The 13,112-nt window shown below is 34.0% G+C and carries 12 protein-coding genes; 3 read left to right on the plus strand and 9 right to left on the minus strand.

Annotated elements, in window-relative coordinates; genetic code table 11:
- Nucleotides 1-7 precede the first annotated feature (7 nt).
- Nucleotides 8-628, plus strand: coding sequence for a class I SAM-dependent methyltransferase (locus DMB71_RS11030; RefSeq protein ID WP_111366072.1), 621 nt, complete (start codon nt 8-10; stop codon nt 626-628).
- A 195-nt stretch (nt 629-823) separates the two neighbouring features.
- Nucleotides 824-1,471, plus strand: coding sequence for a hypothetical protein (locus tag DMB71_RS21955; RefSeq protein ID WP_162614814.1), 648 nt, complete (start codon nt 824-826; stop codon nt 1,469-1,471).
- A gap of 172 nt (nt 1,472-1,643) precedes the next feature.
- On the opposite strand, the gene moaA is transcribed toward DMB71_RS21955, so the two are convergent.
- From moaA to DMB71_RS11080, 9 genes are all read right to left on the minus strand, one after another.
- Nucleotides 1,644-2,651, minus strand: a complete 1,008-nt coding sequence (moaA, locus tag DMB71_RS11040; RefSeq protein ID WP_111366074.1) for a GTP 3',8-cyclase MoaA — start codon at nt 2,649-2,651, stop codon at nt 1,644-1,646.
- Nucleotides 2,638-3,552: a bifunctional molybdenum cofactor biosynthesis protein MoaC/MoaB gene (moaCB, locus tag DMB71_RS11045; RefSeq protein ID WP_111366076.1), complete on the minus strand. Its 915-nt coding sequence runs from the start codon at nt 3,550-3,552 to the stop codon at nt 2,638-2,640. The genes moaA and moaCB overlap by 14 nt, the downstream gene beginning before the upstream one ends.
- A 9-nt stretch (nt 3,553-3,561) precedes the next feature.
- Nucleotides 3,562-3,993 carry a molybdenum cofactor biosynthesis protein MoaE gene (locus DMB71_RS11050; RefSeq protein ID WP_066034044.1) on the minus strand — a complete coding sequence of 144 codons (432 nt, stop codon included), beginning with the start codon at nt 3,991-3,993 and terminating at the stop codon, nt 3,562-3,564.
- Between the two features lie 122 nt (nt 3,994-4,115).
- Entirely contained in the window at nt 4,116-5,183 is a 1,068-nt protein-coding gene (gene moeB / locus DMB71_RS11055; RefSeq protein ID WP_111366078.1) for a HesA/MoeB/ThiF family protein, read from the minus strand.
- Nucleotides 5,184-5,193: 10 nt separating this feature from the next.
- Complete coding sequence (locus tag DMB71_RS11060; protein WP_111366079.1) at nt 5,194-5,433, minus strand: MoaD/ThiS family protein; 240 nt, start codon at nt 5,431-5,433, stop codon at nt 5,194-5,196.
- 2 nt (nt 5,434-5,435) lie between these two features.
- Nucleotides 5,436-6,224 carry a uroporphyrinogen-III C-methyltransferase gene (gene cobA / locus DMB71_RS11065; RefSeq protein ID WP_111366081.1) on the minus strand — a complete coding sequence of 263 codons (789 nt, stop codon included), beginning with the start codon at nt 6,222-6,224 and terminating at the stop codon, nt 5,436-5,438.
- A gap of 6 nt (nt 6,225-6,230) precedes the next feature.
- Nucleotides 6,231-6,803, minus strand: coding sequence for a molybdenum cofactor guanylyltransferase (locus DMB71_RS11070; RefSeq protein WP_111366082.1), 573 nt, complete (start codon nt 6,801-6,803; stop codon nt 6,231-6,233).
- Between the two features lie 213 nt (nt 6,804-7,016).
- Nucleotides 7,017-7,763 (minus strand): sulfite exporter TauE/SafE family protein, encoded by a 747-nt coding sequence (locus DMB71_RS11075; protein WP_111366084.1) that lies wholly within the window; start codon nt 7,761-7,763, stop codon nt 7,017-7,019.
- A gap of 112 nt (nt 7,764-7,875) precedes the next feature.
- The gene (locus tag DMB71_RS11080; RefSeq protein WP_111366086.1) at nt 7,876-9,048 is read right to left on the minus strand and encodes a molybdopterin molybdotransferase MoeA; all 1,173 of its coding nucleotides are present in this window, start codon (nt 9,046-9,048) and stop codon (nt 7,876-7,878) included.
- Nucleotides 9,049-9,976: 928 nt separating this feature from the next.
- Between DMB71_RS11080 and DMB71_RS11085 the strand changes: the two genes are divergently transcribed.
- Nucleotides 9,977-13,108 carry a SusC/RagA family TonB-linked outer membrane protein gene (locus tag DMB71_RS11085; RefSeq protein ID WP_111366088.1) on the plus strand — a complete coding sequence of 1,044 codons (3,132 nt, stop codon included), beginning with the start codon at nt 9,977-9,979 and terminating at the stop codon, nt 13,106-13,108.
- Nucleotides 13,109-13,112 lie beyond the last annotated feature (4 nt).

Below are 13,112 nucleotides of genomic sequence, written 5' to 3' on the forward strand. Positions count from 1 at the left end.
ATAAACCATGAACAACTGGACTCAGCGTTGGGACGACCGTTACAAAAGCGTAGAATTTGCATACGGCGAAGAACCCAACAATTACTTAAAAGAACAACTAGAAAAATTAAACCCTGCTTCTATTCTTTTTCCAGCCGAAGGCGAAGGGCGAAATGCCATTTTTGCTGCAAAAATAGGCTGGGACGTTTCGGCTTTTGATATTAGCGAAGAAGGAAGAAATAAAGCCTTAAAACTTGCAGAAGCAAATGATGTTTCAATTGATTATCAAGTCGGCGAATTAGAAACTCTTGATTTCGAAGCAGAACAATTTGATACAATTGCTCTAATTTATGCTCATTTTCCTGCTGAAATTAAATCGGAAATTCATCAACAATTAAATAAATTATTACGCAAAAACGGTATCATTATTTTTGAAGCTTTCAGCAAAAAGCATCTGGAATATGTAACCAAAAATGAAAAAGTCGGCGGCCCAAAAGACATTGAATCTCTTTTTTCAATAGAAGAAATCAAAGCTGATTTTCTAAATTATGAAATCATTGAATTGGAAGAAAAAGAAATCGAACTAAACGAAGGTTTATTCCATAACGGAACAGGTTCAGTAATTCGCTTTGTGGGAAGAAAAAAATAATTGCATCCGACAATTCAGAACATGAAAATTAAACCTGGAACAATTGAACATTCGTGCTTTCTACAAAAGCTTAACATTTCTGTATTCAAAAATTGCGTATATTTAGCTTAACTAAGAATTTATGGTAAAGCAACATACTTCAAAAGCTTTAAAACCACTTGGTTAACATCTATTTATTCAATAAAAAATACAATTATGATAAAAAGAACAACACCATCTTCTGCCGAAAAAGTTACCGATATTCCAGCAGAAACAGCTGTAGAAAGCACTACAGAAATACAACCAGAAACTAAGACAACAATTAAAAGAACCACTAGAACAGCTGTAAAACCAACAGCTACGAAGACCTCAGCAGCAAAAACGGCGGCTACAAAATCGACTGCTACGAAAACAACAACAAAAGCTCCCACTGCTACTGTAAAACCTGCAGCAAAAACACCTGTAAGAGCTGCCTCTAAAGCAACTCCTAGCGCAACTGTCAAAAAAGCAGCTACAGCACCTGCAAAAAAAGAACCAATAGTTTCTGAAATTGTAGAAATTAAAACCAATGATGCTGCAGAAAATAAGCCTGTTGTAACTGTTGAAAAAATTGGCAAAGAAAAAAACGATATAAAATCAAAGCTAAAAGCTAAGCTGAGAGCCAAAAAGGAAAAAGAAAAGAAGAGAGAAAAAGCGATTAAAGCTGTAATTAAAAAATTAGAAAAAGCTAAAAAAGCAAAACTAAAAGCGGCTGAAAAGAAAAAAGAAAAGGCTAAAAAAGCAAAAGAGAAAGCTAAAGCTAAGAAAGTTGCCGACAAAAAAGCTAAGGCTCAGAAAAAGGCAAAAGCTAAAAAGAAAAAATAATTTTGAGAAAGGTTTGACTTTTAGTTAAACCTTTTTTTACCTTCCAACGAGTCATTGCGAGGAACGAAGCAACCACATTAATAAAAGCTACGTTGCAAATAGTCGTGTGATTGCTTCGTTCCTCGCAATGACAAACTATGCATGAACTTTGTCAAAGTTTCTCTCGAAACTATTACCCCCCGATTGCAATCATACTACGATTATCTGAATGAAGTGTTGGATCATTAATTTCATTAACTTTTGCCATTCCTGCCCTTACTTTCTTTTTATTCTGAATCGATTCTGAAATCAAATTAGTGATGGGTTCTCCATTTCTAAAAGCCGTTAACAAATCAGTTTCAGAATTGGAGAAAAGACAGTTTTTAATTTTCCCATCAGCCGTCAAGCGAATTCTATTGCAGCTATCACAGAACGGATTTGTAATGGAACTAATAATTCCGAAATCGCCTTGAAAATCTTTTATTTTATAATTTCTAGAAGTGAAGTTTTTTTCGTCTTCTAATTTCAGAATTTCATCTGATGAAAATTGGGTTTCAACTAATGATAAAATCTCTTTCTGCGAAACCATTTTACTTCTATCCCACTCGTTTCCTGCAAAAGGCATAAATTCGATGAAACGAACTGAGATTGGGAGAAACTGAGTCAATTTTACAAAATCAACAATTTCCTTCTCATTAAAACCTTTAATCAAAACTACATTTACTTTTACCTGAAAATCATGATTCAAAAGCAAATGCAGATTATCAATCACTCTCTCAAACTGATTTCTAAGCGTTATAGAATGAAATTTAAACGAAACCAAAGTATCTAAACTCAAATTGATTTTTTTGACATTAAACTGTTTTAAAACCTCAATATAACGATCAATTAAAATTCCGTTTGTAGTCAAAGAAAGTGAAATATCTAACTGAGATAGTTTAGAAACTATTTCTTGAAAATCTTTTCTTAGTAAAGGTTCACCGCCTGTTAACCTGATTTTGTCAACACCATTTTTTACGAAAGTTTGGGCAATGGCAAAAATCTCGTCTGACGTCATTAAACTGGCCTTTGGAGAAAGTGCAATTCCATCAGCTGGCATGCAGTACGTACAACGCAAGTTGCATTTTTCCAACAACGAAATGCGCAAATAATTGTGCTTGCGCCCAAAACCATCCGTTAAAATAGTGTTAGAGGCTGTCATGATTTTTTCCTTTTAAAATATGAAAGACGTGCATTACATGCGGAAAAACAGCATCCATCGATTCTCTTACCCCGTTTGTTGAACCCGGCAAAGCTAAAACTAGACTTTTGCCCAAAATTCCCGCAACACTTCTCGAAAGCATTGCATATGGCATTCTTTGCTGACCATAATTGCGAATCGCTTCTTCAATTCCCGGAATTCTACTTTCTAAAATCGGTTCTAAAGCTTCTGGCGTAACGTCTCTTGGAGACAAACCAGTTCCACCTGTAAAAATCACCAGCTGATTATCTTTAGCGAAAGCTTTTGTTTTTTCTTGAATAATATCCAATTCGTCTGGAATGATTTCATAATGAGAAGTCTCGACTCCGTATGAACCTAATTTTTCTACAATGGTTTTTCCTGAACGATCTTCTTTATCGCCCGCAAAAATCGAGTCGGAACAAACGAAAACTGCTGCTTTTATAGCATTCGGGAATTTATTTTTAAAGGACGATTTTCCGCCTTCTTTATTGATTAATTTGATGGTTGAAATTTCGATTTCTTTATCAATTGGTTTCAACATGTCATACATTGTAAGCGCTACAATCGACGCACCATGCATGGCTTCAACCTCAACTCCTGTTTTATAAACTGTTTTTACATTGAAGATAATATGAATTTCTAATCCTTCAATATTATATTCAACAGAAGTATATTCAATTGGAAGCGGATGGCAATCTGGAATGGACAAATGGGTATTTTTTACCGCAAACAAACCCGCAGTTTTTGCCATTTCCAGTACATTGCCTTTTGGCACTAAATTATTGACAACAGCATCAATTGTTTCTTGTTTACTGACTTTTACAATTGCAGTTGCGGTTGCTTTTCTTAATGTGCTTATTTTATGCGTAATATCTACCATTATAATTTATTAGGTATTTTGTTTCCAAGTGAACGTATCGTTTTCAAACATTTCTTTACCAAAAATTGGAACATCTGTCTTAATCCAGTTTACAATGGCTTCTGTCGCTTCATAAACCTGCTTGCGGCGCGTAGCCGATACAAAAACAAACAAACAGATTTCGCCTGCTTTTACAACGCCCAAACTGTGATAAATGTGCATACAAGTTAAATCAAATTTGGCGAAAGCTTTTTCTCGAATCGCATATAATGCTTCATTTGCCATATCTTTATATGCCGAATAATCAATTGCTACGACTGTATTATCGTGAATAACATCGGCGCGGACTTGCCCTAGAAAAATATTGTGGGCCCCAATTGTGTGTTTAGATTGATGTTTGGCGATCGATTCGGCTATAAATTCAGGAGAAATCGGTCCTTCTACAAATACATTTTTACTCATTTTTTACGTTTTTTCCGCCACGAATTCACGAATTAATCCAATACTTTGCGGATAGATTTTAAAAAATAAAATCGCGAAATATAAATTACACAAAGATTACATGATAATTCGTGAATTCGTGGCTATATCATTTCTTCTTTCAATACATTTTTCATTGCCAAAGCTCCGCCTGCAATACTTTTTATATTTTTAAATCGATGCTTCTGAAGCAATTCGAACGCAATTTTGCTTCTAATTCCATATTGGCAGAAAACATATATTTTTTTATTCTTATCCAGTTTTTCGATTTCCTTTTCCAAATTCATTAACGGAATCTGAATTTGATTTTTTATATTAATTTTTGGTGATTCATCTGCATTTCGAACATCGAGAAAAAGAACCTCATCATTGTCCATTTCATTCAAAACCGATTCAAAACTCACTTCTTCAACTTTGCATTTATTATATTTTTCTTCGAATGTTTCTCTAGTTATGATTTGAAAATCACTTTTATCAAAATCATATTTTTGCTGTTCGTTGTTCAGCGTATTATAAACCAATATTTTTCCGTTTAAAACTTCTCCAATTCCGAGAATCATTTTTAGTACTTCATTTGCCTGAAACATCCCGATAATTCCAACTGAAACACCAAGAACTCCCGCTTCTTCACAATTTAATGTATTTAAATTTTCATCAGGATACAGACATCTATATGTTGGGCCATTTTGATAATTGAAGACGGAAACTTGCCCTTGAAATCTAAAAATTGATCCGTAAACCATTGGTTTATGAGTTACCAGACAAGCATCGTTTATTAAATATTTGATTGCGATGTTGTCAGTTGCATCAACTATAATGTCATAGTTGTAAAACAACGAAATGGCATTTCTTCCCGATAATTTTTCTGAAACCGCTTTTACTTTCACTAAAGGATTTAATTCAGTAATCATCGCTTTTGCTTCCTTTACTTTTGATTTTCCAACGGCAGCGGTTTTATAAATTACCTGTCTTTGAAGATTTGAAATTTCAATAACATCTTGGTCTACAATTCCGATTTCACCAACTCCAGCTGCAGCCAGATACGGCAGAATCGCGGCTCCCAAACCTCCGGCGCCTATTACCAAAACTTTTGATTTTGATAATTTCTCCTGACCTTCTTCTCCTATTTCAGGAAGAATTATTTGTCTGTTATATTGGCTTATTGAACTCATAAACTAATTTTTATCCTCCTGCAAACGGAGGCAATAAAGCTACTATATCATTGATTTTCAATGTATAATCTGTCGATTTTGGAACTATTTTTTGATTGACAGCCACGCTGAAAGTAAGTGCTTCAAATTCATATTTTTCGTTTAAATCTTGCAATAGTTTTTGCAATGATAATTCTTCAGAAAAAGATAACTTTTCAAATTCGCATTTTGTCTTTTCGGCAACAGCTCCAAAATATTTAACCTCAATCATTTTTATAAATTTAAATTCTGGAAAATAAACTCATCATCAAAATGTTCCTGAAAATAAGAAATCCAGCTTGATGTATTTCTAACCACTTCGCCAATTACAATAATGGCTGGTGATGATATGTTTTTTTCAGCCACCAATTTAGTAATTGTACTTATAGTTCCTATTACTTTTTGCTCAGAATTTTTCGTTCCGTTTTGAATAATGGCAACTGGCAGATCGTCATTTCTGTTTTCTTGATAAATCGAAACAATCTCTTCCAATTTATGCATTCCCATTAAAATAACAACCGTTGCTGCTGATTTTGATGCCAATTGAATATCTTTTGACAATTTATGATCTGAAGTTGTTCCTGTAATAACCCAGAAACTCTCAGCTACTTTACGTTGCGTCAAACTAATTCCAACCGAAGCGGGAACTCCCAAAGCAGATGAAATTCCAGGAACAATGGCAGTTTTGATTCCGAAATCTTCTGCAAATTCAATTTCTTCACTTCCTCTTCCAAATACAAACGGATCGCCGCCTTTTAAACGAACCACATGTCCATGAGTTTTTGCCATTGAAACAATCAAATCGTTAATCTGATCCTGAGTGTAAGCGTAACAACCTAAACGTTTTCCAACAAAAACAATTTCTGCATTTGGTGCATAATTTAATAATTCTTCGTTTACCAAAGCATCATACAAAACTACATCGGCACTTTTTAAAGCTTTTATGGCTTTCATTGTAATCAGTTCAACATCGCCAGGACCTGCGCCTACGATTGTCAACTTGGGTGTTTTTAAAGTTTCCATATTGCTTTAAATTGAATTGATATTTAAATCATCTAATTCATCTGGCGAATTAACATTGGTGAAATGATAATTTTCACTTTCTTCTATATTGATAATCTGATGTGGCAATTTTGCTAGCAGATCCATCATTTTTAATTCATTAGAATCAATTGCTTCTTTTATAACGGGAACAATACTTTTTGAATAAATTCCGATTAAAGGATGGGTTTTACTTTCGGAAGCAAAAACTGTAATTCCAGCTTCACTTGTATGTTTTGAAATTAATTCTTGCAATAATTCAGTTGAAATTAACGGAATATCACAACTTAAAATTAAATTGAATTCGGTTTCAGAGTGTGTAAGTGCCGTATAAATTCCTCCTATTGGGCCTTTGTCTAAAATAAGATCGGGTATTTTTTCATATTCAAGATAATCGTATTCTTTTGAAGCTGTTACCAGTTTTATTTTATTTGTAATAGGCAAAATTGCCTGAATTATATGCTCTATAAATGGTTTTTCCTGAAACAAAACCAATCCTTTTTCTGACTGCATTCTGGAGCTTTTTCCTCCGCAAAGAATAAATACTGTTAGTGTTTTCATAGTTTTCTTATTTCAGGTTTCTTTTGTCTATTCTTGCCACAGATTAAAAGGATTAAAAAGATTTCTTTAAATGCTTTGTGTTGATTTTTTTACCACGAATTACACAAATTTTCACAAATTATTTTTTTTAAATATGTAACTGAAATTCGTGTAATTCGTGGCAAAAAAAAAATCCTTTTAATCTGTTAAATCTGTGGCAAAACCATATCATTATCATGGAAAAATCAATTTCACGCTTGCCATTAAAATTACTGTTCCTAGAACCATTTTTAAAGTTCTGTTGGAGAAAGAGCCGCTTCCATAGAATCCGCCCAGCATTCCTCCTATAACTGCGATTGGAACTAAATAAAAACTTTCCATTGGAATTGTTTTTCCTCCTAAAAAGAATCCTAACATTCCGGCAAATGAATTCACAAAAATGAACAGACTCGAAATCGCTGCCGATTCTTTTACCGATGCCCATCCTAAAAATAACAGGATCGGACTCAAAATGATTCCTCCGCCAATTCCTAACATTCCAGATAATAATCCGATCGCAAAACCAATTGCCAGAGCAAACGGAAGATTTATTTTTACTTCTTCTTTTTCTTTAAAATTAAATACTCCAAACAATCTCAAGGCTGCAAAAACCAATACAATTCCGAGAATTATTTTATAAATCGCATTATCTAAAGTGATAAAACCTCCTATAAAAGCTGCTGGAATCGAAGCAATGGCAAACGGATAAAATAGCTTGGGCTTGAAATAATTATTTTTATAATAAAACAAAAACGAAATACTTGAAACAAACAAATTCAGCAGTAGAGCTGATGGTTTCATAATAGAAACTGGAAAAGCAAAAATGCTCATCAATGCCAAATATCCCGAAGCTCCGCCATGTCCAACACTTGAATATAAAAATGCAATTACAATTAATGCGAAACTGAATAATAGTATATTTTCGGAAGTTAGGAGACTCATATTTTTTGTTTAATCTTTTATTTGGTTAACTGTTTAATCGTTTTTTTGCTATGTGTTTTTATTTATATAGCGCTTTTTACTTTTTGCCGTAAAATTTATTTTTTCAAGAACTTTAATCGATTGGGAGAATCGTTACCGACTCGCCTTTTTTAATATTTTCAACATCCTGCGGCACAATTACCAAACCATTTGCAATAGCAAAAGAATTTAACATTGAAGAGGCTTGTCCTTCTAAAATTGTAACACTTGTTTCATTATATAATGCTTTTAAAAAAAGTGTTTTTCCTGTGTCATTGACAATGTCATTTTCTAATTTTCGAACAATTTTTGGCAAATGCGTATTCGAGAATCCCATTTTATTTTTAACTGCAGGATATACATAAATATAAAAATTAGTCAATGACGAAGCTGGATTTCCTGGCAATGCAAAAACTAAAGTATCTTTTTTAGAACCAAAAAACATCGGCTTTCCAGGTTTTTGATTGATTTTATAAAAAAGCTCTTCTACACCATTTTTCAGCAAAGCTTCTTTTACAAAATCATAATCTCCAACAGAGATTCCACCAGATATTAGCACTATATCATTCTTTTTAAGTATTGGCTTCAATGCTTTTTTCGTTGCTTTCAAATTGTCCTTTACCGTGTGAACTTTAACTTTATTAATTCCGATGGTTTGCAAAGCGGCTTGCAACATTACAGAATTACTCTCATAAATTTTTCCTTTAGGAAGTTTCTTGCCTGGTTTCACCAGCTCATTTCCAGTAACCAAAATGGCCACTTTCGGTTTTTTATAAACTGTTATTTCTGTGATTCCTAAACAGGCTAAAAATCCGATTGCTGCTGGAGTGATTAATGTATTGGCATCAAAAACAACATCCTCCGCATTAATCTGCTCTCCTTTATTTCTAACATTGGCCAAAGACTCTGGCATTTTTGCAATCAAAATCGAATCTCTGTTTACCATTACATGCTCCTGCATTACTACAGTGTCTGCATCATTAGGAACATACGCGCCAGTAAATATGCGAACAGCTTGATTTTCTTTTAGTTTTATATTGGCATGATCGCCAGCCTGCGAAATTCCAACCACATCAAACTGATGTCTTCTTGAATGAATAAAAGCATAACCATCCATTGCTGATTGGCGAAACGGAGGCATTGAAATCGGCGAGTAAATTGTTTCTGGCAAAACATATCCGAGCGCTTTTTGAACAGAAATTTTCTGAGTAGACAAAACTGAACTATTTGCAGCCACAATTTCTAAAGCTTCTTTTACTTCTATCATTTCGTTTAATTATAAAACTAAGTAAAAATACTTAATACACATATAAGTATTTATTCGTAAGTTGATTAAAAAATTTTACTTTTCTTTTTATAGTCTATAAAATTACTCTAATTTATTCAAAATCAACTTGAAATTTAAATTTAGATTTTAGATATAAGTGCCAAAAGAGTTTTTGAAGACTCTTTTTATGCTTTTGTATCCATTTGAGTCTATTAAAAGTGCTGTTTTAGAGTTAAAAACAAGTATAAAATACTACAATTTTAATCCAAGCGCAAAATTTATTTTAACATTTATCTGATTACAGAATTCTTTGTGATCCCTTTTAAAATAAGGGATAAACAAAACAAATCCTTCTTACAGCGCTTCGACAAACATATATTTTTCAAAAAAAACTCCTCAAACTTTTGGTTTTTATTATATAAAATTTAACTTTGTCTATAGGATTAGTAGAGTTTAAAAATAATATTTCAAACCATAAAAACTATTATTGTGAAAACAACAGAAAGCATATCGCGTAACATTCTTCCTAAAAATTACACTTATAGCACTATTTGTTATATGTGTTTCTGTTGTTAATAATCTACTTTCATTTTGTTTGCCTTTCGAGTTCATATCAAAGCAAAACATAAAAAACACCACCAAAAATATTTACTGAATTTTAACCAAGAAATCTCCCTGAGACATTCAAAATGTGTTTGGCAGATTCTTGAAACCATACCTATTATTCAACAAATTAAATGACTAACAACTAAAAAGACTAAAATGAAAACAATGCAAAGCTGTTGCTGTAAATAAAAAAAGCCATTTCTGCGGCAACAGAAATGGCAAGGCTTAAAGAACATTTATCACTAAATCAAGAACACTTTTAGAGTGCTGTATATACAGTGCTCATGGCGTCTTGTTAATTACTTAAAACCAACACAAAGAAATGAAAAAAAAGTTAAACATACACATACTGCTGTTTCTACTCTTGATAACGGCAGGAATACAAGCCCAGAATACCACCCCACTCATTCAATCAAAACTAGATGGAACTGTTGTTGATGCTATTACAAATCAACCTATTATAGGCGCTTCTGTCAATATTAAAGGAACAACTCACGGCGTTGTAACAGATACTGAGGGAAAATTCTATTTTCAAACGGGACAAAAATTTCCTTACACCTTGATCGTAAGTTACATTGGATATAAAAAATTAGAAGTAATAGTTGAGAAAAATCCAGTCATTATTAACCTTAAAGAAGAACGTCAGGAACTAGACGAATTAGTAGTTGTAGGTTACGGAACTCAAAAAAGAAAAGACATTACAGGTTCTGTAGCTTCTGTACCAAAAGCCAATTTATCTCAGGTAACTTCATCGGCAGATAATCTTTTAAGAGGTGCTGTAGCAGGAGTTGTAGTTACACAAAGTTCTGGGCGTCCAGGCGCTTCTTCGAGTGTTCGCATTCGCGGAGGAAACTCTATTACTGCTGGTAACGAGCCTCTTTATGTGGTTGACGGAATCTTAATTTATAACGATAACAGCAATAGCGGCGCTGGAGTAACTTATGCCGGGGCAAGTGTAAATGTTTTATCTACTATAAACCCTGCCGACATTGAATCTATAGAAGTTCTTAAGGATGCATCTGCAACAGCAATTTATGGTTCTCGCGGTGCTAATGGTGTTGTAATTATTACAACTAAAAAAGGAACCAAAGGACAAGATAATATTTCGTACCAAGGCTATTTTGGTTTCCAAAATATTTCCAAGAAACTAAAATTAATGAATGCCAGCGAATGGGCAAGTTTAAGAAATGACGTTCAGGCTAGTATTGGTCAGGCTCCTTCTTTTTCTCCTGCACAAATCGAAGCTTTAAAAACTTCTGGAAATTACGATTGGCAGTCGGCTGCTTTTGTTACTGCAGCACCTGTACAAAATCATAATTTATCTTTTTCGGGCGGAGACGAAAAATCAAGATATGCGGTTTCTGCAGGATATTTCGATCAAGACGGTATTGTTTTAGGCTCTGACTTTAAACGTATTTCGCTTCGAGCAAACTATGAAAGAAATTATTCTCAGAAGTTCAAATTTGGTGTAAATGCCAATTATACCAATTCGATTGCAAATGGTGTTGGTACAAATGGAGGCGCAGCGGCCGGAAGAAATCCGAACCCGCTTGTTAGTGTAGTTTTGACAGCTCCTGTAGTTCCTATTAAAAACGCAGATGGGAGTTACAATGTAACCAACAATCCTTACGCAACTTCTGTAAATGGTTATGTTCCTAATCCGATTAACGATTTGGATAATACGACAAACGAAACCAAATTAAACAGAATTCTAACTAGTTTATTTGGCGAATATAAATTCAATAAAGAATTGACAGCAAAAGTGGCTGTAAGTGGTGACGTTTTAAATACAAAACAAAATTACTATGCTCCTTCAAACACTACTACAGGTGCGGGAACAAAAGGTTTGGCATCTATTGGAGAAAGACAGGTAAGTTCAGTTTTAAACGAAAATACGCTGACTTACAACACTAATTTTGGAGAAAACCATAAATTTTCAGCTTTGGGAGGTTATACACTTCAATATACAAAAGGCGAAGTTGTGAATGCTGGTGCTCAGACTTTTGTTAATGATGCCAATACATACAATGCACTTCAAGATGGTGTGGCGGTAAAACCATACAGCGAAGCATACGAAAGTGTTTTGAAATCTTGGTTGGCAAGAGTTAATTATTCATATAAAGGAAAATACAACTTTACGCTTTCTGGACGTGCAGACGGTTCTTCTAGATTTGGTTCAGAATCTCTTTGGGGCTACTTTCCTTCTGCTGGATTTTCTTGGAATATTACTGACGAAGAATTTGCCAACAATATTAAAGGCGTAACCGAAGCAAAACTGAGAATTACGGCAGGAACGACAGGAAACCAAGAAATTGGAAATTACCTTCCTCTGGCTTCAATGGGTTCTGTAAATTATTCTTTTGGAGGAACTTTATACACAGGTCTTGCTCCTACCCGATTGGCAAATCCAGATTTGAAATGGGAAAAAACAAATCAGTACAACGTTGGACTTGATTTATCCTTATTAGATCGAAAAATTAACTTTGTATTTGATGTTTATTATAAGAAAACAAAAGATTTGTTAATCAATGTTCCAGTGCCATTGAGCTCTGGTTATGCAACAGTACTTCAGAACATTGGAGGAGTTGAAAATAAAGGTTTTGAGGTTGGTGTAACAACTGAAAATATTAAAACAGAAAACTTCGCTTGGAATTCGAACATCGTTTTTTCTTTAAATAGAAATAAAGTTACAGAAATCGGAAATGGTGTAAACGAGTTTTTTCCTGTAGTGCCAAACGGATCTTTGCTGCAACAACAACCCGTAATTGTAAAAGTAGGCTTGCCTTTGGGAAGTTTCTGGGGATATAAAACCAACGGAATTTTCCAAACTCAGGAAGAAGTAAACACACAGCCAAAAATCAATAGTTTGGCAAATACAAAAGTGGGAGACAGAAAATATGTAGATACCAACGGAGATGGCGTAATTACAGCTCTTGACAAAGGAAACTTAGGAACCTCTCAGCCAAAATTTGTTGGAAGTTTCAGCAACACAGTTTCCTATAATGACTTTGACTTGAATTTCTCTTTTCAAGGCGCATACGGCGGAAAAATCTTCAATGCTTTAAATCAACAGTTAGAGATTTCTACCCTTGGAACTAACGCGGCAGCGACATTAAATGACCGTTGGACACCAACAAATCCAAGTAACGAAATTCCGCGAGCTTCTAGTTCGCCACTTGGAATTGTTTCTGAACGCTATGTAGAAGATGCTTCTTTTCTAAGGTTAAAATTAATCACTTTAGGATACACTTTGCCAAAAAGCACTTCTAAAAAATTGGGTGTAAAAGCGGTAAAAATATACGTCTCAGCAGAAAACTTAATTACATGGACCAAGTACACTGGCTACGATCCAGAGGTAAGTTCATACGAACAAAACAACTTATATCCGGGAATCGATTTTGGTTCTTATCCAAACTCCAAAACATTCATCTCGGGCTTGAACGTAACTTTCTAAGTAA

The sequence above is a fragment of the Flavobacterium tistrianum genome (genome assembly GCF_003254545.1).
GTDB lineage: Bacteria > Bacteroidota > Bacteroidia > Flavobacteriales > Flavobacteriaceae > Flavobacterium > Flavobacterium tistrianum.